The following is a 19,985-nucleotide window of genomic DNA, read 5'->3' as shown; positions in this document are numbered from 1 at the left end:
ATCAGCTGCTGACCATCTTGCGAAAGCGCCGAAAGGCCACCCAGAAAAACACCAGCCCGGTGGCCACCACCGCCAGCATCTGCGGCCAGACAATGCCAATACCGGCGCCCCGGTAGAGCACCGCCTGGGCCATGGCCACAAAGTGGGTGGAGGGCACCAGTTGCATGATGTGTTGCAGCAGCGCCGGCATGGAATCAAGGGGCGTGGTGCCGCCGGACAGCAGCTGCATAACCACAAAGGTGGGCATAGCCAAGAGACCAAACTGGGGCATGGTGCGGGCCAGGGTGGCCAGCAATATGCCAAGGGAGGTAACCGAGCCCAAATACAACAAGGTGCCCAGCACAAAAAGCGGCACCGTACTGCTGGCAATGGGCACCCCCAATACCCCTTTAACCATGCCGAAGATGGCCAGCACCACCGCCACCAAAATAACCAGGCCGTTGGCCCAGACCTTGGCAGCCATGATTTCGCTGGCCGACAGCGGCATCACCAGCAGGTGCTCAAGGGTGCCATGCTCGCGCTCACGGATAACGGCAGCGCCGGTGAGAATAACCGCCAGTAAGGTGACGTTGTTCACCAGTTGCATGATGGCGTTAAACCAGGAGGTGTCGAGGTTGGGGTTAAAGTAGGCGCGGGTAACCAGGCTGACCTTGGAGCTTAAATCGAGGCTGAAATACTCGCTGATGGTCTGGGCCACTATCTGCTGGATGTACCCGGCCCCGGAGCCGGCCTGGCTCATGGCCGAGGCGTCAACCTGCAAGGCAAGCTCGGCGCTGCGCCCGGCGCGAAGGTCAGCGGCAAAATTGGGGGGAATTTGCAGCACAAAGGTAACCTTGCCCTGCTCCATCAGGGTGTCGATATCTTCCCCCGAGGAAAGCCGCCGCGCCTCTTTGAAGTACGGCGGTAAAAAGGCCTGGTCGAGGCGCTGTGAGAGCGCGCTTTGGTCAAGATCTTCAATGGCGACGGAGGCGTTTTTCACCTCGGTATTGGCCCCTTTACTGACCGAGTAAAGGGCCAGGGTGAAGGTGTAGATAATAAGCACCACCAGCACCGGATCTTTTAATACGCTCCAAAGCTCCTTGACCCCAAGGGCATAAACGTTACGCCAGTTCATGCTTCCTGCTCCTTCATCACCAGCACGCTAAGGGCAATAAAGCCCACGCCAAAGCCCAGTAGCATCAACAGGCTTGGCAGCAGCTCATCAACCCCTAGGCCTTTGGCGAAGGTGCCCACGCTGATGGTGTTGAAATAAGCCGAAGGGAACACCATGCCCATCACCTTGGCTGAGCCGGTTAACGACGCCATGGGTACGATAAGGCCGGAGAAATTCACCGCTGGCATGATGGAGAGGATGGCGGCGGCAAAAAGCGCCGCCACCTGGGTTTTGACAAAGGCAGAGATCAGTAACCCAAAGCCGGTGGTGGCCACCACATACAAAAGTGCCCCCAGCAGCAGGGTAAAGAGGTTGCCGGTTACCGGCACCCGGAACAAAAACAGCGCCAGCAGCAACATGCTAAGGGCGTTGATGCAGGCAATCAGCACGTAGGGCAGCTGCTTACCCAGCAAAAACTCCAGGCGGGTGGTGGGGGTGGCGTAGAGGTTCAAAATCGAGCCCAGCTCCTTTTCCCGCACCACGCCAACGGCGGTGAGAATGGCCGGGATAAGGGCCAGCAGCAGCATCATCACCCCCGGCACCATGGCGTTGACGCTTTTAAAATCCTGGTTGTAGCGAAACCGGGTTTGCAGGCTCAGGTTGGTGTGGCTGCCAAGGCCCTGATCGCTCAAGAACTGGTTAAAGACCCCTTGCACATAGCTGCGGGCGGTTTCGCCGCGAAACGGCATGGCGCCGTCAAGCCAGGCGGCAAGCTCGGTAGGTTTATTGGCCGCAAGGTCGCGGCCAAAACCCGGCGGTATGGCCAGCACCACTTTGAGCTCGCCGCTTTTGAGGCGCCGCTGGGCCTCAGCCTCACTGGATACCGGCGCCTGCTCGCTAAAGTAGCGCGAGCCGCGAAACTCCTCGACAAAAGCGCGGCTCTGGGGGCTTTGGTCTTGGTCAAACACCCCGTAGGCCAGGTTTTCCACGTCAAAGGAAATGCCGTAGCCAAACACAATCATCAACAGCACCGTGCCCAGCATGGCAAAGGCCAGGCGGATGGGGTCGCGCTTGATTTCCATGCCTTCGCGCCGGGCATAGGCCCAAAGCCTGCCAAGGGAAAAGGCGGCCGGTTTGGCGCCGGGGGCGGGCTCTTCGGTTGCCGGCAGCTCGCCGTCTGCCGCTGCCGGTTGGGCCTTTTCAAGGTAATGAATAAAGGCCCCTTCAAGATCTGGCGCGCCGCTTTTTTGCACCAATTCGGCCGGTGGGTCCTGGGCAAGAATTTTACCGGCGTGCATCAGGGAAATGCGGTCGCAGCGGCCAGCCTCGTTCATAAAATGGGTGGAGATAAAGATGGTGACCCCATCATGGCGCGACAGCTCATGAAGGAGGGTCCAGAACTGGTCGCGGGCCTGAGGGTCCACCCCGGAGGTGGGCTCGTCGAGAATAAGCAAGCGGGGGCTATGGAGCACCGCTACCGCCAGTTGCAGCCGCTGCTTGATGCCAAGGGGCAGCTCGCCGGCGTTTTGGTCTGCCACCTTTTCCAGGGTAAAGCGCGCCAGCAGCGCTTTGATGCGCTCGGCAGGCGCTGCGATGTGGTAGAGCTTGGCGTGCAGCTCCAGGTTCGCCCGCACCGTCAGCTCGCCATAAAGAGAGAAGGCCTGGGTCATGTACCCCACCTTGGCCCGCATCGCCAGGCTGTGCTGGGTAACCGGTTCGCCAAAGATGCTGGCGCTCCCTTGTGTGGGCGGCAGCAGGCCGGTGAGCATCTTCATGGTGGTGGTTTTTCCGCAGCCATTGGAGCCCAAAAAGCCGAAGATCTCCCCCTGGCGGATATTCAACGACACGTCGCTAACAGCGGTAAAGTCGCCGAAACGGCAGGTCAGCCCTTTGGCCTCAATGGCCAGCGGCCGCGCTTTGTCATCAAGCGGCAAGGGCGTAAAAGGCTGGGCCGCGCCGCCGGCTCTTAGGGCAACAAAGGCGGCGTCGAGGTTGTCGGTGCCGGTTTTAGCCAGCAGCCCTTTTGGGGTGTCGAGGGCGAGAATGCGGCCATCGTCCAGCGCCATCACCTCGTCCAGCATCATCGCCTCTTCCATGTAGGCGGTGGCTACCACCAGGCTCATTTGCGGCCGGGCGCGGCGAATGCCGTCAACCAGCGCCCAGAATTGGCGGCGGCTAAGGGGGTCAACCCCGGTGGTGGGCTCGTCCAGCAGCAGCAGTTTTGGGTCGTGAATAAGGGCGCAGCACAGCCCCAGCTTTTGCTTCATGCCGCCGGAGAGCTTGCCAGCTGGCCGGTCTTTAAAGGCCCAAAGATGGGTGGCTTTTAATAGCTGCTCGCCGCGCCGGGCCCGCTCTGCGGCGCTGTGGCCAAAAAGCCGGCCAAAAAAATCGAGGTTTTCCCACACCGATAAGGTGGGATAGAGGTTCTTACCCAGACCCTGGGGCATGTAGGCGATATCGGCGCAGACGTTGCGCCGGGCCTGGCTTGAGGCCATATCCGCCCCCAGCACCACTACCCTGCCCTGCTGCAAGGCCTTGGTGCCGGCGATAAGGTCCAGCAAGGTGGATTTACCCACCCCGTCGGGGCCGATGATGCCAAGGCTGGCGCCGCTTTTAAGGGTAAGGGCGGCGTCAATCAGGGCCCGGGTCTCACCGTAACGGTGGCTAACCCCATCGAGCGCGATGGCGTTCATGAGGCAAAGGGCGATTTGAGGTTGTCAGGCCAGGGTTGGCTGGCGTCGAGCTTGATCCAGGTTTCCCCCGGCAGGCCGGTTTTCACCTGCTTGATGTGTTCTTTAAGCAGACTGACCGGGATCCGCACCTTGACCCTGAACATCAGTTTCTCGCGCTCGTCCTTGGTCTCGACCTGCTTGGGGGTGAACTGGGCTTCGGCGGCCACAAAGCTCACGGTGGCGGGGATGGGTTTGTCGGGGATGGCGTCCATCACGATGCGCGCGTCGCTGCCCAAAGCCACTTTGCCGGCCACGGTTTGCGGCAGGAAGATGGACATGGTCACGTCGGTCAAATCAAGCAAATTCAGCACCTTGCCGCCAGCGCCCAGCACCTCGCCGACGTTGGCAAGCTTGTATTGGATGCGGCCATCACGGGGGGCGTGCAAGGTGGCTTCGTCAATCTGGGTTTGCAGGGTTTCGACCCCAGCCTGCGCTTCTTCAATGGCGCCCTGGGCAGCAACCGCCTGGGCATTGGCGGCAGTGAGGCCAGCACTTGCCACCTGAAAGCTGGACTCGGCTTCGTCATATTGGGCGCGGGCGATGAGCTTTTTCTTTAAAAGCTCTTTGGCCCGCTCAAATTGCACCCGGGCCAGATTAAGCTGGCTTTTGGCCTGTTCCACCTGGGCCTTGGCGCTTTCGAGGTTGTCGCGGGTTTGGCGCTCTTTGGCCTGGGCCTGGCGCAGCTGGGCGCTTAGGGTATCGGTGTCCATTTTCGCCACCACTTGGCCTTGGGTGACAAAATCGCCCTCGTCGACCAGCAGTTCCACCAGGCGGCCGCCGTTCTTGGTGGCGATGTTCAGTGAGGTGGCCTCGATACGGCCGTTACCAGAGGCAAAGCCTTCCGGAGTTTTGGGCACCAGCAGCTTTTGCCCGGCCCACACCGCTGCGGCAATGGCCACCATCAGCACCACAATTACGCCCTTGCGCATAACTCAAATCCTTGTGTTGTTTTGTGCATCCTAACCGGCCACAGGTCGGTCCTCTTTGCTTGATATCAAAGTTCAGTGAAAAAGGCTGCCTGTTCAAGGGCTTTTTAAGGATAAATGGCCAGAAAAAAGCCCCCGAAGGGGCTTTGTCAGCTCAGCAGGGTGAGGAACTCGCTGGCGCTCATGGGCTTGGAGAACATGGGGTAGTCGTACTTGAGGGCGTTGTCGTGTTCTTCCTGGGAGGTGGCGGCGGCGCAGTCGCTCAAGGTTATCACCTCATAGCCGTTCTCGTAGGCGCTGCGCATGGTGGACTCGACGCAGCAGTTGGTCAAAAAGCCCCCCAGCACCACTGTTTTAATGCCTTTGCTGCGCAGCATGAAATCAAGGTTGGTGCTGGCAAAGGTGTCGAGGCCCCGCTTGCCCTCCACCACAATATCGCCGGCTTTGGGGCTGAGTTTGTCGCAGATGGCTGCGCCCCAACTGCCTTTGACAAAGGCCTTGCCGTCTACCACCCCTTTGAGGATGCCGTAGGGGTGGCGCGTTATCTCGGCGTAGCCGTCAGCAAAGTGGATGGGGGCATGCATGATGGTGACGCCGCAGGCGCGGCATTGGTCCACCACGCTTTGGGTTTTGGCCAGCATGTCGGTGCTGGCCATCACGCCTTGCACCGCGTCGTGCAGCACGCCGCCTGGGGTGGTGAAGTCGTTTTGGTATTCGATGAGCACCAGCGCGGTAGTCTGGGGTTGAATGGTCATGACATCTCCTTCGCCAATGGGGTGTGAGTGGAGCCTGGCAAGGTTGGGCCATAGGCATAAGCGCCTTGCCAGGCTCTAGGCTTACCAGCCTTGCCGGGTCAAGGCAATGGCCGCCATCAGCACCACAATCACGCCGCGGTGCATGGCACCTTCTTTCCAGGCATATCCCTAACCTAAAACATTAAATAAAAACAAAGCATTGCTTGTACTCAAGCTTTACTCCAATGGTGGCGTTGCCCAGAGCCAGTACAAAAATGTGGATTGCCTTTCCCGAAAAGTCTCAGCTCAGTTTTTTGAGAACAAAGGCCAAAACGTCTTTGACAGTCGTCTTTACATGCACTTTTACTTAATCAAGCAAAGGACAGCAGCGAGAACAACATGGACAACTGCCAGCACATACTTTACCTACCCGGCCTGGGATACGAGTTCAATAACGCATCGCTGAAAACCTACGCCGGACGTTTTATGAAAGCCTTGGACGAGCAGCACCCCAACGCCAGCCTGCGTTTTTTGCTCAAAAGTGAGGAGGAAACCCTGGCCAGTGGCGACACCGTTACCGTGGTGAGTGTGTTGGAAGACAACGGCCAGCAGCAACAAGAGCGCTACCGGTTCTACGAATTTCGCTACGCCCCCTGGTTGACAGCCCAATGGCAACAAAGCAGCCCGCTGCGCCAATACCTGAGCCTGAGCTTTACCCTGCTGGGTCGCTTGCCTTTGGCACTGAGAAGCCTATTAGGTTACGCTGCCCACGCGCCGCTGACCGCCCGCCTGCAGGGAGCCTACTTTCTGGTGCTGTTTTTTATGATGAGCTTGGTGCTGTTCTTGCTGGCACCGGCAGCGCTGTTGGCGGCAACCGAGTTTCTTGCCGGGTATTTTCCCCAGCTCAAAGAGTGGTTAAGCGACCAGCTGCAATGGGCTGACCAGCTGAGTCATTGGGCGCAAGGAATGTTGGTGATTTTTACCGGTCTGGCACTGGTCAAAGGTGACACAACCTCGGTGGTCAAAACCCTTACCGGCGAGATGATGTCAGCGCATCATTATCTTTCCTTTGCCCAGCAGCGGCTGGTGATCCAGGGGCGCTTGAGCGCCTTACTCGAACATATTGCCGAAACCCGTAACAAGGCGGTGGCGATCCACGCTTATAGCTTTGGCTCCATCATCGCTATTGATAATTTGTTTCCCCACCATGGGCCGGTGCCGGTGCGAGTTTGCCAGACGGTCAAGCACCTGGTTACCATCGGCTGCCCCCTCGACTTCATCAACACCTACTGGCCGCACTACCTCAATCGCTCCCCCAAGACGCCACTGCCTCTGGAAAGTTGGACCAATATTCATTCGCCCCTGGATGTTCTGTCCAGCCAGCTGTTCAGACCGGGCCAAAACCTGCCTTTTGCCCTTGCACCACAGACTCACTGCGAGGATCTATGCTACCGGCTGATGGCTAACGAACAACTGGGGCCTTGGCAGATACTGACCTTGGTTGGTCTGAAGAGCCATGGTGGTTATTGGGACCCGGACCCCCAGGCAGGTAGTTGCCTGCAATTGCTTACTCCTAGGTTGTTGCCCGGCGAATAGACCTAGGGGCGTGCAATGGCTCAAAAAGGCGGTGATAACAGTTCGACAACAGATTGATCTCCTTGGTAGTCTCGCCCTTTTTCCAGCACAAGAACCGCCATGCTACTGAACCCGGTTATTCTCTCCGTCGTCCTGCTGCTTGTTCTGAGCATCTGCCGCATCAACGTGGTGGTGGCCCTGGCGTTATCGGCCCTGGCGGCGGGGCTATGTGGCGGCCTTGGCCTGGACGCTACCCTCAAGGCTTTTACCGGCGGTTTGGGTAACGGCGCCGAAATTGCCCTGGCCTATGCCATGCTGGGGGCCTTTGCGGTGGCCATTGCCCGCTCCGGCATTACCGAGTGGGGCGCGGCGCAAATCATCAATAAACTGGGCACGACCCCCAGCCCCAAACGGCAGGCCGCGGTTAAGGCCGCAATTTTGCTGGTGATCATGACCATGGCGGTGATGTCGCAAAACCTCATCCCCATCCACATCGCCTTTATTCCTATTTTGATCCCGCCGCTGCTGGGGGTGCTGACCGACCTTAAAGTCGACCGCCGCCTGGTGGCCTGTATCATCACCTTTGGTCTCACCACCCCGTATATGGCGCTGCCGGTGGGCTTTGGCTCGATATTCCTCAACCAACTTATCTACCCCAACCTCACCAACAACGGCCTTAGCATCGACATCAACGAGCTGCCCAAGGCGATGCTTATTCCGGCGGTGGGTATGGTGGTGGGGCTGCTCATTGCGGTGTTCTTCAGCTACCGCAAGCCGCGCCAATATCAGGCGAGCCACGTGCCAGGCGAAGTAACAGAAATAAAAAGGCCCAATTGGCGGGTGCTGCTGGTGTCTTTTTTGGCCCTGGCGGTGGCCTATTACCTGCAGCGCAGCAGCGACTCGGTGATTTTGGGCGCCCTGGCCGGGTTTTGCGTCTTTATCATCGGCGGCGTGGTGCCCTGGAAGGAGAGCCAGGACGCCTTTACCGACGGGGTGCGGATGATGTCCCTTATCGGCTTTATCATGATCACCGCCTCCGGCTTTGCCGAGGTGGTAAAAGCCACCGGCAGCGTTGATGCCCTGGTGCAAAGCTTGTCGGCAGATCTGGGCTCCAAGCCGGTGGCGGCGGCGCTGATGCTGCTTATTGGGCTTTTTGTCACCATGGGGATAGGCTCAAGCTTCTCCACCGTGCCCATTATCGCCACCCTTTACGTGCCCCTTTGTATCCATCTTGGCTTCTCGCCGCTGGCAACCGCCGCCATTGTCGGCACAGCTGCGGCCCTGGGGGATGCCGGCTCACCGGCGTCGGATTCTACCGTTGGCCCCACCGCCGGCCTTAATGCCGACGGCCAGCACGACCACATCCGCGACTCGGTGCTGCCCACCTTCCTGCACTTTAACCTGCCGCTGCTGGCCGCCGGCTGGATAGCGGCCATGGTGCTCTGATAAATCCCATTAAAAAACCGGCCAACAGGCCGGTTTTTTTGACGAAGCAGCAGGCTTATTCGGCGCCTTTTTCTTCTTCGGTCTTGTGCTTCTCAGCGGTTTCCTTGATCAAGGGCTGCAGCTCACCTTTTTGGTACATCTCAAGGATGATGTCGCAGCCGCCGATCAGCTCGCCTTCTACCCACAGCTGGGGGAAGGTCGGCCAGTTGGCGTACTTGGGCAGCTCGGCGCGGATATCCGGGTTTTGCAGGATATCGACATAGGCAAAGGGCTCGCCACAGGCCATCATGGCTTGAGCGGCCTGGGCAGAGAAGCCACAGCTGGGGAGCTTGGGCGAGCCTTTCATGTACAGCAGGATGGGGTGCTCGGCAAGTTGCTCTTTGATGCGTTCAATGGTGTCCATGACAACCTCTACAATAAAGTCGTGCGGCCATTGTACTGCCAGACGGCGCCACACCCAAGTCTTGGCGCAGCTTAGGCCTAATTAAATAAAAAGATTGCTTTATATATTCACAGGCGCCGGACTGTGAGTACAATGGCCGCCGAGCAATGTCGAATACAACCCAAGGAAAAAGGAGAGGAAACATGGCCTTTGAACTGCCAGCACTTCCCTATGAAAAGAACGCTCTGGAACCCCATATCTCTGCCGAAACCCTGGAATACCACTACGGTAAGCATCACAACACCTACGTGGTTAACCTGAACAACCTCGTTGCCGGCACCGACAACGAAGGCAAGTCCCTGGAAGACATCATCAAGACCTCCAGCGGCGGCCTGTTCAACAACGCGGCCCAGGTATGGAACCACACCTTCTACTGGCACTGCCTGAGCCCCAACGGCGGCGGCGCTGCCACCGGTGCCATCGGCGAAGCCATCAACAGCACTTTTGGTTCCTTTGACGCGTTCAAAGAAGAATTCACCAAGAGCGCCGTGGGTAACTTCGGTTCCGGCTGGACTTGGCTGGTGAAAAAGGCAGATGGCTCCATCGGCTTGCACAACACCTCCAACGCCGGTTGCCCCATCACCGAAGGCGTTACCCCGCTGCTGACTGTCGACGTGTGGGAACACGCCTACTACATCGACTACCGCAACGCTCGTCCCAAGTACATGGAAGCCTTCTGGGCCCTGGTGAACTGGGACTTCGTGAACAAGAATTTCGCCGGTTAATGCCCCTTTTTACCGGCCAAAGCCCTCTTCGGAGGGCTTTTTTGTTGGGAGATGCACCATGAACATTGGCCTTGGCGGCCAGGCGCCGCGCTTTTGCGTGCACATAGCCAACCGCCCCCCGCTGGACGAATACCAGCACGACTTGTACCGGCCGATGCGCCCCGGAGAAATTGCCGACATCGCCCGCCAGACCGGCAACCACTGGCGAAAAATTTTCAATGTATTTGCCAAACTGGCTTATTTGCTGGACAACGAAGGCTTTGGCAGCTGGCAGGCCCTTCGGGACCACAGCCTGCTACAAGAAGGCTCGCGTTATGGCTTGCTGTTCAGCCCACCAGACCTTAACGCCTTGGCGCCACAAGCGCTGCTGCTGGGTAAGGGCTATGGCGATAGCCTGGGGCTGACCGAAGAAAGCGGCGGGCCACTGCGCTGGCAAATGCCGGGTTTTGCCACCCTCAAGGGCGGCCAGCTTATCCTTTGCCCCTACTTTGACTACCGCCAGCTCAGCAACATCAAACTGCTTTATCTCAAGGAGTTAATCGAGGCCTGACTGTCTTCGAAAAAGTAACAGAGTAGTGAAAATTTAACTTAATTTTCCGTATCTTAAAGACAAGCAAATCCAAAATCCCCGTCTACGCTTATAGATGACAAGGGCCAATGACGACCCATCATCCCAAGCTGAGTCAGGGGGCGCTATGAGCATTATTGAGCATTATCGTCAGCGTTATGAGGAAGCGCGCGAAGAAGAGTATTCGCTGGAAGAATTCCTCAACATTTGCAAACAGGACAAAATGGCCTACGCCACCGCCTCCGAGCGGCTGCTGGCCGCCATCGGTGAGCCAGAAATGGTGGATACCGCCCAGCATCCTCGTCTGTCACGCATCTTCTCCAACCGGGTGGTTGCCCGCTACCCCGCCTTCTCTGAATTTTACGGCATGGAAGAAGCCATAGAGCAAATCGTGGCCTACCTCAAACACGCCGCCCAGGGCCTGGAAGAACGCAAACAAATCCTGTATTTGCTGGGCCCGGTGGGGGGCGGTAAGTCCTCCCTGGCCGAGAAGCTCAAATACCTGATGCAAAAAGAGCCCATTTACATGCTCAAGGGCTCGCCGGTGCAAGACCATCCCTTGTGCCTGTTTGACCCCAACGAAGACGCCAAACTGCTGGAAGACGAATACGGCATTCCGCGCCGCGCGACCGAAGTGATCATGTCGCCCTGGGCGGTCAAACGCCTCAAGGAGTTTGGCGGCGACATCAGTAAATTCAGCGTGGTGAAGGTTTACCCCTCCATCCTTAACCAATGCGCCATCGCCAAGACCGAGCCCGGCGACGAGAACAACCAGGACATCTCCAGCCTGGTGGGCAAGGTGGATATCCGCATGCTCGAAGAGTTCTCGCAAAACGATGCCGATGCTTACGCCTACTCCGGCGCCCTGTGCCGCGCCAACCAAGGCTTGATGGAATTCGTGGAGATGTTCAAAGCCCCCATCAAGGTGCTGCACCCGCTGCTTACCGCCACCCAAGAAGGCAACTACAACGGCACAGAAAGCCTCTCGGCGCTGCCTTTTCACGGCATCATCCTGGCCCACTCCAACGAGTCGGAATGGCAGGCGTTTCGCAATAACCGCAACAACGAAGCCTTCTTGGACCGGGTCTATATCGTCAAGGTGCCTTACTGCCTGCGGGTGACCGAAGAAATCAAAATCTACGACAAACTCATCGAGCACTCCGAGCTGTTCGAGGCCCCCTGTGCCCCCGGCACCCTCGAAACCATGGCCCAGTTCTCGGTGCTGTCGCGCCTTAAAGAGCCGGAAAACTCCAGCCTGTATTCAAAAATGCGGGTCTATGACGGCGAGAGCCTCAAAGATACCGATCCCAAGGCCAAGAGCTACCAGGAGTACCGCGATTACGCCGGGGTAGATGAAGGCATGAACGGGCTCTCCACCCGCTTTGCCTTCAAAATTCTCTCCAGGGTGTTCAACTTCGACCACTCCGAAGTGGCCGCCAACCCGGTGCACCTGTTCTATGTGCTGGAGCAGCAAATCGACCGCGAGCAGTTCCCCCAAGACCTGGCCGAGCGCTACAAAGAGTTTTTAAAAGGCTACCTCATTCCCAAATACGTGGACTTTATCGGTAAGGAAATCCAAACCGCTTATCTCGAGTCCTACAGCGAGTACGGCCAGAACATCTTTGACCGCTACGTTACCTACGCCGATTTTTGGATCCAAGACCAGGAATACCGCGACCCGGAAACCGGCCAGCTGTTTGACCGGGCGGCGCTCAATGCCGAGCTTGAGAAAATCGAAAAGCCGGCGGGCATTTCCAACCCCAAAGATTTTCGCAATGAAATTGTTAACTTCGTGCTTCGGGCCCGCGCAAACAACAACGGCAAGAACCCCACCTGGACCAGTTACGAGAAGCTCAGAACCGTTATCGAGAAGAAAATGTTCTCCAACACCGAGGAGCTGTTGCCGGTGATTTCCTTCAACGCCAAAACCTCGGCCGAAGAGCGTAAGAAACACGATGACTTTGTCGAACGAATGATGGACAAGGGCTACACCCGTAAGCAGGTCAGGCTGTTGTCTGACTGGTATCTGCGCGTGCGTAAATCCTCGTAAGGAGGCGCTATGTCCCATTTTATCGACCGGCGTCAAAACGCCAAGGGTAAGAGCACGGTTAACCGAAACCGCTTTTTGCGCCGCTACAAGTCGCAGATCAAAAAGGCGGTGTCGGATGCCATCACCAAACGCTCGGTGGAGGATGTCAGCTCGGGGGAGTCCATCTCCATTCCGGCAAGGGATATCTCCGAGCCCATCTTTCACCAAGGTAAAGGGGGGCTTCGTGAACGGGTGCACCCCGGTAACGACCAGTTTATCCCCGGCGACCGCATCGCCCGGCCGCCGGAAAGCGGTGGCGGCGGCGCCGGCCAAGGCGATGCCTCCGACAGCGGCGAAGGCCAGGACGAGTTCGTGTTTGAGATCTCCAAAGACGAATACCTGGATTTACTCTTTGAAGACTTGGAACTGCCAAACCTTGAAAAAAGCCAACTGGCGCAATTGGTGGAATGGGAAAACCGCCGCGCCGGCTTTGTAAACCAAGGGGTACCAAGCCGCATCAACGTGGTGCGCTCGCTCAAGCAAAGCCTGGCACGGCGCATGGCAATGACCGCCGGGCGCAAACGCCGCTTGAAGGAATTGCAGGCCCAATTGGTGGCCCTGGAAGCAGACCCTACCGCCACCCAGGAGCAGCTCAAGGCCCTTCGCCAAGAGATAGACGAGCTCAAAGCCGCCATCGACAAGGTGCCCTTTATCGACACCTTTGACCTTCGCTACAACAACTTCGAGCGGGTAGCGATACCGTCGAGCCGGGCGGTGATGTTCTGCTTGATGGACGTGTCCGGCTCCATGGACCAGGCCACCAAAGACATGGCCAAACGCTTTTATATCCTGCTCTATCTCTTTTTAACCCGGACCTACAAGCACATCGATGTGGTCTATATCCGCCACCACACCCAGGCCAAGGAAGTGGACGAACACGAGTTCTTCTACAGCCAGGAAACCGGCGGCACCATCGTCAGCTCGGCGCTGAACCTGATGGTGGAGATCATGAAAAAACGCTACCCGCCTGACCAGTGGAACGTTTATGCCGCCCAAGCTTCTGACGGCGACAACTGGGCCGACGACAGCCCCACCTGCGCCAAGGTGCTGAGCGAGCAAATTCTGCCCTATGTGCGCTACTACAGTTACATCGAGATCACCCACCGCTCTCACCAGACCCTGTGGCGTGAATATGAAAGCCTGGCACAGCAGTTTGGCAACTTCGCCCTGCAGCACATCCAGGAAGTGGGGGATATCTACCCCGTATTCCGGGAGCTGTTCCGCAAGCAAGCCGCCTAGGAGTTACCATGGCAAAAGTGCGCAAACCCTTGAATGACGGCCCGGATTGGACCTTTGACGATCTGGTGCAATACGACAAGGCCATCGCCGCCGTCGCCGAGCATTATGGCCTGGATACCTACCCCAATCAGATGGAGATCATCACCGCCGAGCAGATGCTGGACGCCTACAGCTCGGTGGGGATGCCCATCGGCTACAGCCACTGGTCTTTTGGCAAAAAATTCATCCAGTCAGAGCAGTCCTACCGGCGCGGCTTTATGGGGCTGGCCTATGAAATCGTTATCAACTCCGACCCTTGCATCGCCTACCTGATGGAGGAAAACAGCCTGCCGATGCAAGCGCTGGTGATAGCCCATGCCTGCTACGGCCATAACTCCTTTTTTAAAGGCAATTACCTTTTTAAAACCTGGACCGACGCAGAGAGCATCATCGACTACTTGGTGTTCGCCAAGAACTACATCCGCGAATGTGAAGAACGCCACGGCCAGCGCGAAGTGGAAAGCCTACTGGACGCCTGCCATGCCCTGATGAATTTCGGGGTAGACCGCTACAAACGGCCATCGGAAATTTCCCTGGCCGAGGAAAAGCGCCGCCAGGAGGAACGTGAGGCCTACCTGCAAAGCCAGGTCAACGAGCTGTGGCGTACCCTGCCCCAGCCCAAGGAAGCGGCCTTTGAAGAACCCCGCTTCCCAGAAGAGCCCCAGGAAAACCTGCTGTATTTCATCGAGAAAAACGCGCCGCTGCTAGAGCCCTGGCAGCGCGAGATAGTGCGCATCGTCCGCAAGATTGCCCAGTATTTCTACCCGCAGCGCCAAACCCAGGTAATGAACGAAGGCTGGGCCACCTTCTGGCACTACACCTTGCTCAACCACCTATATGACGAAGGCAAAGTCACCGACCGCTTCTTGCTGGAAGTGCTGCACTCCCACACCAATGTGGTGTTTCAACCCGAGTACAACAGCCGCTACTACAGCGGTATCAACCCTTACGCTCTGGGCTTTGCCATGTTCCGCGACATTCGCCGTATCTGCGAAGAGCCCACCGATGAAGACAAAGCTTTCTTCCCAGACTTGGCCGGCTCCAACTGGCTTGAAGCGGTGCACTTTGCCATGCAGAACTTCAAGGACGAGTCCTTTATCGGCCAGTATCTGTCGCCCAAGGTGATGCGGGATTTGCGGCTTTTTGCCATCCGCGACGATGACAACAAGAACTACTTGGATGTCACTGCCATTCACAACGACGATGGTTACCGGGCCCTGCGCCAAACCCTGTCGGCCCAATATAACCTCGCCAACAACGAGCCCAACATTCAGGTATACAAGGTTAACGTGCGGGGCGACCGGTCATTGACCTTGCGCTACGTGCCCCATAACCGCATACCGCTGCACGAAGGCACCGCCCAGGAGGTACTCAAGCACCTGCATTCATTGTGGAAGTTTGATGTGCACTTGGATGTGGAGCACGGTAACGGCGAGGTGGAGCGGCGCCTGACCTGCCCGATGCAGTTAAAAAAAGGCGCCTGACGGCGCCTTTTCATTCTTAATCGACGATATCGGAAGGAATTTCACCGCGCATGCTGACCCAGACCCGTCCGGAGTCCAGCCCGTATTTGCGCACCACCGGCAGGGCCTCTTCGAACTTGTGCTGGCCAGCCAGCTCCTTGAGGGTGCTGTAGTATTTACGCGCCAACTCACGGGCCTTGGGGTTGGAGAAGTAGAACTTGCCCACCCGGCTGTAGAGGTTCTTAAAGCCGTTGAGGATCAAGACATAAATGGGGTTGCCACTGGCACCGGACAGCGCGTGATGCAGCTTGTAATCGTAAAGGGCGAACTCGACCGGGTCGTCACTGATGGTCTCGGCTTCTTCCAAAATCTTTACCGATTTGTCCGGCGCGTGCTTGAGGGCGCTGCGGATAAAAATGGCGCTGATGTTGGTGCGAGCAGACAACAGGTGATCAACCAGCTCAGGGAAACGGTCCTGGTCCAGGCGCGCCAGGGTTTCGAGGATATTGAGGCCACTGGTTTCCCAGAAGTTGTTTACCCGGGTCGGCTTACCATGCTGGATGGTCAGCCAGCCGTCACGGGCCAGGCGTTGCAACACTTCGCGCAGGGTGGTGCGGGTAACCCCGATGAGTTCCGACAACTCGCGCTCCGCAGGCAGAATTGAGCCCTGGGGGAAACGGTTGTTCCAGATAGACTCAATGATGTATTCCTCAGCAAATCCTGCTGGGCTTTGCGCTTTTATAATCATGCGGGTATCGCAGCCTGTTGTCGTTATTCGATATCGAAAGCCGATTCTAGCGGCGGCGCCCCAAAAAATAAACTTTTGGCTGAATTTGCGACGCTTTGCGGTGAACCGCCACAGGTAGGAGTGCAAAGTGCCGCAACAGTCCTTAAGATAGCCAAAAAACAATACATTCCGCTTACAGGGAACTTGCATGTCGTCAACCACAACACTGCCGCGGGCATTGGTGGCCAACTTTCTGGGTCACTCTCCTGACTGGTACAAGCTGGCTATCGTCTGCTTTTTGATAATCAACCCCATTGTCTTTGCGATAAGCCCTTTTGGCGCCGGCTGGCTGCTGATCGTCGAGTTTATCTTCACCCTGGCCATGGCGTTGAAATGCTATCCGCTGCAACCCGGTGGCCTGCTGGCCATTGAAGCGGTGGTCATCGGTATGACCAGCCCGGGCCACGTCAAGGCCGAGCTGCTGGCCAACCTTGAGGTGCTGCTGCTGCTGATCTTCATGGTGGCCGGTATCCACTTCATGAAAGATCTGCTGCTGACCATCTTCACCAAGCTACTGCTGAACGTTCGCTCCAAGACCATGTTGTCACTGGCGTTCTCGCTGGCAGCGGCGTTTTTGTCGGCCTTTTTGGACGCCCTGACCGTGGTGGCGGTGATCATCGCCGTCGCCACCGGCTTTTATGCCATCTACCACAAGGTGGCCTCGGGCCAGGACCCCCATAAAGACGACCACGACCACACCTCGGACGAACACGTCAAAGAGCTGACCCGTGACGACCTCAACCAATTCCGGGCCTTTTTACGCAACCTGATGATGCACGCCTCTGTGGGTACCGCCCTTGGCGGCGTTTGCACCATGGTCGGTGAGCCCCAGAACCTTATCATCGCTGAGAACGCCGGCTGGCAGTTTATCGAGTTCCTGCTGCGCATGGCCCCTGTGACCCTGCCGGTACTGATCTGCGGCCTGCTGACCTGCGCACTGGTCGAGAAATTCAGCTGGTTCGGTTACGGCGCCCAGCTGCCCGACAGTGTGCGCAACGTGCTGCTGGATAACGCCAAAGCCCAGGACGCCAAGCGCACCCAGCGCGATGTCGCCCGTCTCTACATTCAAGGCCTGGTAGCCGTTTGGCTGATCGTAGGCCTGGCCATGCATCTGGCTGCCGTCGGTTTGATTGGCCTTAGTGTCATCATCCTCACCACCGCCGCCTGCGGCATCACCGAAGAGCATCAGCTTGGCAAAGCCTTTGAAGAGTCCCTGCCCTTTACCGCGCTGCTGGCGGTGTTCTTTACCGTGGTGGCGGTGATCATCGACCAGCATCTGTTCAAACCGGTTATCGAGTGGGTATTGGATTTCGAGGGCAACAGCCAACTGCTGATGTTCTACATCGCCAACGGCCTGTTATCCATGGTGTCGGACAACGTCTTTGTGGGCACGGTGTACATCAACGAAGTGCATGCAGCGCTGAATAACGGCACCATCACCCGTGACCAGTTCGACCTGCTGGCTGTAGCCATCAACACCGGTACCAACCTGCCGTCGGTAGCTACCCCCAACGGCCAAGCCGCCTTCTTGTTCCTGCTCACTTCAGCCCTCGCCCCGCTGCTGCGCCTATCTTATGGCCGCATGGTGTGGATGGCCCTGCCCTACACCATAGTGCTGACCATTGTCGGCATGATCACGGTGTACTGGTTCCTGCCGGACCTGACCCAGTGGCTCTACTCCCACGACCTGATACACCATCACCAGCCCGGCAGCTCGCCGCTGCCTGCTGGACATTGACCAAAGAAAAGCCGTGCTAATGCACGGCTTTTTCTGTTAAATAGCCTTCCATTATCACAATGAAATTGAGTAGGTTATGCTCGCCAAACTTGCCTCACAACGTTCTTCTTGGCTACTGATGGCCGCCAGCGCCCTGCTCCTAGAAATGGTCGCGCTTTTCTTCCAATACGGTATGCGCCTTGAGCCCTGCGTGATGTGCGTTTACCAGCGGGTGGCAGTGCTTGGCCTCTTTGGTGCCGGCTTACTGGGCGCCATTGCCCCAGGCAACCTGGTGGTGCGCTGGGCCGGTTTTTCGGCCTGGGTGGTCAGCGCTGCCTGGGGCCTGAAACTGGCCTACGAGCACGTCGACCTGCAGCTTGACCCTTCGCCTTTCAAGCAATGCGCCTTCAAACCGGATTTCCCTGACTGGTTCAAGGTCGACCAATGGCTGCCGGCCATGTTCGAAGCCCGTGGCGATTGCACCCAAACCGTGTGGCACTTCCTAGGCCTCTCAATGCCCCAGTGGATGATGGTGATTTTTGCCCTGTTCCTGGTAGTGGCAGCGGTGGTTATCATCGGCCAGTTTTTCAAAAAAGCCCGCTGAGAAGTTACTCGCAACAAAAAGCCCCGCCAATTGGCGGGGCTTTTTTAATCAACATCTTCAAGGGGCCAGATAACGATGAAATCGGCCGGGTCCAAGTCCAACCCCTCCGACACCGATTTATGGCGCACCGACATGTCGGCAGCATGCATCTTGTGCTTCTTGCCACCGTTTAGCAGCGGATGCCAGCTTGGCAGGCCACGGCCTTCCGAGAGGCGCCGATAGGCGCAGCTGGGCGGCAGCCAATGAAAGTTGGCCAGGTTATCGGCGCTCAGCTGCAGGCAATCGGGCACCTTGGCGAAGCGGTTGGCGTAGTCGCTACAGCCACCGCTGCGAAGGTCCAACAGCTCACAAGCCACCGCCGTGTGGTAAATCTCGTCGGTGTCTTCGTCCTGGAGCTTATGCAGGCAGCACTTGCCGCAGCCGTCGCAAAGCCCTTCCCACTCGCTTTGGCTCATCTCCTTGAGCCCTTTGGTTTCCCAGTAGTGAACGCCGCTCATGGTGCCAGGGGCGGCCAGACAATGCGGTCTGCCAGCAGGCTGACCCCGGTGGCAAAGAAGTCGGAACGGTTCCAGCGCTTGAGCACCTGGTAGTTGTTATACACCAGGTAAACACGCCCTGAGGGGCCGTCCACAGCCTTGAGCTGAGCTTTCATGTCAGCCTTGGGCAGCGGGCCACCGTTAAAGCGGCGCACGCCGAGCTTGGCCCAATCGTCGAGGGATTTGATCTCGTCCTTCATGGCCCAGTCAAAACCTTTGGGCACCTTGACCTGGCGGCCCCAGATCTGGTCGTTTTGCCAACCGGCTTTGGCTAGGTAATTGGCGATGGAGGCAAACACATCGGCGGTGTCATGCCAGATGTCCTTTTTACCGTCACCGTCGCCATCCACCGCCAGCGCCAGGAAGGAGCTGGGCATGAACTGGGTCTGGCCCATGGCGCCGGCCCAGGAGCCTTTGAACTCGGCCAGGGGCACATGGCCCTGCTCGAGGATTTTAAGGGCCGCCATCAGCTCGTCTTTGAAAAAGGACTCGCGGCGCCCTTCAAATGCCATGGAGGTCAGGGCGGAGATCACCGGGAAGTTACCCTGGACCTTGCCAAAGCTCGACTCCTTGGCCCACAGCGCCACGATGTACTGGGGTTTAACCCCGTACTGCGCGGCGATACGGTCCAGCTCTTCCTTGTGCTTTTGGTACTGGGCGCGGGCCTGCTTGACCTTCCACTCCGGCACGGTGCGGTTGAGGTAGCCTTCTAAGGTCAGGCGGCTTTCAGGCTGGCTGCGGTCGGCGGCAATGGCCCTTTGCATCAGTTTGACGTCGGCAAAGGCGGCATCCACCACCTCGGGCTTGATGCCCTGGGTTAGGGCCTCAGCTTTGAGCTTTTGCACATAGACGGCAAATTCCTGCGGGGTTTGCTCAGGCTCCGCCGCCTTGGCGCCAAAAGGCAGCATGGCCACCAGGGTCAGCGCCAACAAGGTCTGTTTCATGACGCCCCCTGGGAGGCACGATGGGCTTTTAACAAGTCTTCGGGGGGCGGCGGCAGTTGCAGGTAGTAGCCTTTTTCATCCAACTGCGCCTGCATCTCGGCGCCGCTCAGGCGGGCCAGCTGACGGTCGGGCTTGAGCAGCAGCTGGGTTACAAATACCGGGGCACCGAACAGCTCCAGCAGCTCTTGCGGTACCTGGCTGAAATCCCCTTTACCCGGAATATAAAGGTAGGTGTCAGCTTTTTTTGCACTTTTGTATACAGCGCACAACATAAGAGGTCATCGTCTTGCCTGGCGTGGGCCCTCACTATACCATGGCCGCTATGG

Annotated in this window: 18 protein-coding genes; 9 read left to right on the top strand and 9 right to left on the bottom strand. The window is 57.8% G+C overall.

Annotated features, from left to right (window positions below; translation table 11 throughout):
• Position 1: 1 nt before the first annotated feature.
• The 4 genes from AC22G1_RS06555 to AC22G1_RS06540 form a co-directional block, all read right to left on the bottom strand.
• Complete coding sequence (locus AC22G1_RS06555; protein ID WP_487316050.1) at positions 2–1,114, bottom strand: ABC transporter permease; 1,113 nt, start codon at positions 1,112–1,114, stop codon at positions 2–4.
• Entirely contained in the window at positions 1,111–3,786 is a 2,676-nt protein-coding gene (gene rbbA, locus AC22G1_RS06550) for a ribosome-associated ATPase/putative transporter RbbA (RefSeq protein ID WP_487316049.1), read from the bottom strand. Before rbbA ends, AC22G1_RS06555 begins: the two co-directional genes overlap by 4 nt.
• Positions 3,783–4,754 (bottom strand): HlyD family secretion protein, encoded by a 972-nt coding sequence (locus AC22G1_RS06545; protein WP_487316048.1) that lies wholly within the window; start codon positions 4,752–4,754, stop codon positions 3,783–3,785. The genes rbbA and AC22G1_RS06545 overlap by 4 nt, the downstream gene beginning before the upstream one ends.
• Before the next feature lie 146 nt (positions 4,755–4,900).
• Positions 4,901–5,506 carry a cysteine hydrolase family protein gene (locus tag AC22G1_RS06540; protein WP_487316047.1) on the bottom strand — a complete coding sequence of 202 codons (606 nt, stop codon included), beginning with the start codon at positions 5,504–5,506 and terminating at the stop codon, positions 4,901–4,903.
• A gap of 465 nt (positions 5,507–5,971) precedes the next feature.
• Between AC22G1_RS06540 and AC22G1_RS06535 the strand changes: the two genes are divergently transcribed.
• Together AC22G1_RS06535 and AC22G1_RS06530 are read left to right on the top strand one after the other, a co-directional pair.
• The gene (locus AC22G1_RS06535; RefSeq protein WP_487316046.1) at positions 5,972–7,081 is read left to right on the top strand and encodes a hypothetical protein; all 1,110 of its coding nucleotides are present in this window, start codon (positions 5,972–5,974) and stop codon (positions 7,079–7,081) included.
• A 99-nt stretch (positions 7,082–7,180) separates the two neighbouring features.
• Positions 7,181–8,506 carry a Na+/H+ antiporter family protein gene (locus AC22G1_RS06530; RefSeq protein WP_487316045.1) on the top strand — a complete coding sequence of 442 codons (1,326 nt, stop codon included), beginning with the start codon at positions 7,181–7,183 and terminating at the stop codon, positions 8,504–8,506.
• A gap of 55 nt (positions 8,507–8,561) precedes the next feature.
• Here the strand turns inward: AC22G1_RS06530 and AC22G1_RS06525 are convergent, their stop codons facing one another.
• Positions 8,562–8,909, bottom strand: a complete 348-nt coding sequence (locus AC22G1_RS06525; protein ID WP_487316044.1) for a Grx4 family monothiol glutaredoxin — start codon at positions 8,907–8,909, stop codon at positions 8,562–8,564.
• A 182-nt stretch (positions 8,910–9,091) separates the two neighbouring features.
• Between AC22G1_RS06525 and sodB the strand changes: the two genes are divergently transcribed.
• The 5 genes from sodB (at position 9,092) to AC22G1_RS06500 (ending at position 15,092) form a co-directional block, all read left to right on the top strand.
• On the top strand, positions 9,092–9,673 hold the full coding sequence (gene sodB / locus AC22G1_RS06520; protein WP_050657546.1) for a superoxide dismutase [Fe]: 582 nt from the start codon (positions 9,092–9,094) through the stop codon (positions 9,671–9,673).
• Positions 9,674–9,731: 58 nt separating this feature from the next.
• Positions 9,732–10,223 (top strand): DUF6942 family protein, encoded by a 492-nt coding sequence (locus AC22G1_RS06515; protein ID WP_487316043.1) that lies wholly within the window; start codon positions 9,732–9,734, stop codon positions 10,221–10,223.
• Positions 10,224–10,368: 145 nt separating this feature from the next.
• Positions 10,369–12,291 (top strand): PrkA family serine protein kinase, encoded by a 1,923-nt coding sequence (locus tag AC22G1_RS06510; RefSeq protein ID WP_487316042.1) that lies wholly within the window; start codon positions 10,369–10,371, stop codon positions 12,289–12,291.
• Between the two features lie 9 nt (positions 12,292–12,300).
• Positions 12,301–13,569, top strand: a complete 1,269-nt coding sequence (locus AC22G1_RS06505) for a YeaH/YhbH family protein (RefSeq protein ID WP_487316041.1) — start codon at positions 12,301–12,303, stop codon at positions 13,567–13,569.
• 8 nt (positions 13,570–13,577) lie between these two features.
• A complete protein-coding gene (locus AC22G1_RS06500; RefSeq protein WP_487316040.1) occupies positions 13,578–15,092 on the top strand; it encodes a SpoVR family protein in 1,515 nt (504 codons plus the stop codon).
• Between the two features lie 16 nt (positions 15,093–15,108).
• Here the strand turns inward: AC22G1_RS06500 and fadR are convergent, their stop codons facing one another.
• Positions 15,109–15,819, bottom strand: coding sequence for a fatty acid metabolism transcriptional regulator FadR (gene fadR, locus AC22G1_RS06495; RefSeq protein WP_487316039.1), 711 nt, complete (start codon positions 15,817–15,819; stop codon positions 15,109–15,111).
• Positions 15,820–16,006: 187 nt separating this feature from the next.
• Between fadR and nhaB the strand changes: the two genes are divergently transcribed.
• Together nhaB and dsbB are read left to right on the top strand one after the other, a co-directional pair.
• Entirely contained in the window at positions 16,007–17,596 is a 1,590-nt protein-coding gene (gene nhaB, locus AC22G1_RS06490; protein ID WP_487316038.1) for a sodium/proton antiporter NhaB, read from the top strand.
• 76 nt (positions 17,597–17,672) lie between these two features.
• Positions 17,673–18,179, top strand: a complete 507-nt coding sequence (dsbB, locus tag AC22G1_RS06485) for a disulfide bond formation protein DsbB (protein ID WP_487316037.1) — start codon at positions 17,673–17,675, stop codon at positions 18,177–18,179.
• A gap of 44 nt (positions 18,180–18,223) precedes the next feature.
• Here the strand turns inward: dsbB and AC22G1_RS06480 are convergent, their stop codons facing one another.
• The 3 genes from AC22G1_RS06480 to AC22G1_RS06470 are packed head-to-tail and all read right to left on the bottom strand — an operon-like array spanning position 18,224 to position 19,931.
• Positions 18,224–18,676 carry a YcgN family cysteine cluster protein gene (locus tag AC22G1_RS06480; RefSeq protein ID WP_487316036.1) on the bottom strand — a complete coding sequence of 151 codons (453 nt, stop codon included), beginning with the start codon at positions 18,674–18,676 and terminating at the stop codon, positions 18,224–18,226.
• Entirely contained in the window at positions 18,673–19,659 is a 987-nt protein-coding gene (locus AC22G1_RS06475; RefSeq protein WP_487316035.1) for a lytic murein transglycosylase, read from the bottom strand. The genes AC22G1_RS06480 and AC22G1_RS06475 overlap by 4 nt, the downstream gene beginning before the upstream one ends.
• Complete coding sequence (locus AC22G1_RS06470) at positions 19,656–19,931, bottom strand: YcgL domain-containing protein (RefSeq protein ID WP_487316034.1); 276 nt, start codon at positions 19,929–19,931, stop codon at positions 19,656–19,658. Before AC22G1_RS06470 ends, AC22G1_RS06475 begins: the two co-directional genes overlap by 4 nt.
• Between the last annotated feature and the right edge of the window lie 54 nt (positions 19,932–19,985).

The sequence above is a fragment of the Gallaecimonas zhanjiangensis genome, assembly GCF_057624825.1.
The sequence above is the reverse complement of the archived record's forward strand: the minus strand, read 5'-3'. Positions and strand labels throughout refer to the sequence as shown.

Coding starts and splice junctions, on each gene's coding strand:
- AC22G1_RS06475 (WP_487316035.1), bottom strand. CDS start 19,659: ATGAAACAGACCTTGTTGGCGCTGACCCTGGTGGCCATGCTGCCTTTT.
- AC22G1_RS06545 (WP_487316048.1), bottom strand. CDS start 4,754: ATGCGCAAGGGCGTAATTGTGGTGCTGATGGTGGCCATTGCCGCAGCG.
- AC22G1_RS06480 (WP_487316036.1), bottom strand. CDS start 18,676: ATGAGCGGCGTTCACTACTGGGAAACCAAAGGGCTCAAGGAGATGAGC.
- AC22G1_RS06515 (WP_487316043.1), top strand. CDS start 9,732: ATGAACATTGGCCTTGGCGGCCAGGCGCCGCGCTTTTGCGTGCACATA.
- AC22G1_RS06470 (WP_487316034.1), bottom strand. CDS start 19,931: ATGTTGTGCGCTGTATACAAAAGTGCAAAAAAAGCTGACACCTACCTT.
- dsbB (WP_487316037.1), top strand. CDS start 17,673: ATGCTCGCCAAACTTGCCTCACAACGTTCTTCTTGGCTACTGATGGCC.
- fadR (WP_487316039.1), bottom strand. CDS start 15,819: ATGATTATAAAAGCGCAAAGCCCAGCAGGATTTGCTGAGGAATACATC.
- AC22G1_RS06510 (WP_487316042.1), top strand. CDS start 10,369: ATGAGCATTATTGAGCATTATCGTCAGCGTTATGAGGAAGCGCGCGAA.
- nhaB (WP_487316038.1), top strand. CDS start 16,007: ATGTCGTCAACCACAACACTGCCGCGGGCATTGGTGGCCAACTTTCTG.
- AC22G1_RS06500 (WP_487316040.1), top strand. CDS start 13,578: ATGGCAAAAGTGCGCAAACCCTTGAATGACGGCCCGGATTGGACCTTT.
- AC22G1_RS06530 (WP_487316045.1), top strand. CDS start 7,181: ATGCTACTGAACCCGGTTATTCTCTCCGTCGTCCTGCTGCTTGTTCTG.
- AC22G1_RS06535 (WP_487316046.1), top strand. CDS start 5,972: ATGAAAGCCTTGGACGAGCAGCACCCCAACGCCAGCCTGCGTTTTTTG.
- rbbA (WP_487316049.1), bottom strand. CDS start 3,786: ATGAACGCCATCGCGCTCGATGGGGTTAGCCACCGTTACGGTGAGACC.
- AC22G1_RS06525 (WP_487316044.1), bottom strand. CDS start 8,909: ATGGACACCATTGAACGCATCAAAGAGCAACTTGCCGAGCACCCCATC.
- sodB (WP_050657546.1), top strand. CDS start 9,092: ATGGCCTTTGAACTGCCAGCACTTCCCTATGAAAAGAACGCTCTGGAA.
- AC22G1_RS06540 (WP_487316047.1), bottom strand. CDS start 5,506: ATGACCATTCAACCCCAGACTACCGCGCTGGTGCTCATCGAATACCAA.
- AC22G1_RS06555 (WP_487316050.1), bottom strand. CDS start 1,114: ATGAACTGGCGTAACGTTTATGCCCTTGGGGTCAAGGAGCTTTGGAGC.
- AC22G1_RS06505 (WP_487316041.1), top strand. CDS start 12,301: ATGTCCCATTTTATCGACCGGCGTCAAAACGCCAAGGGTAAGAGCACG.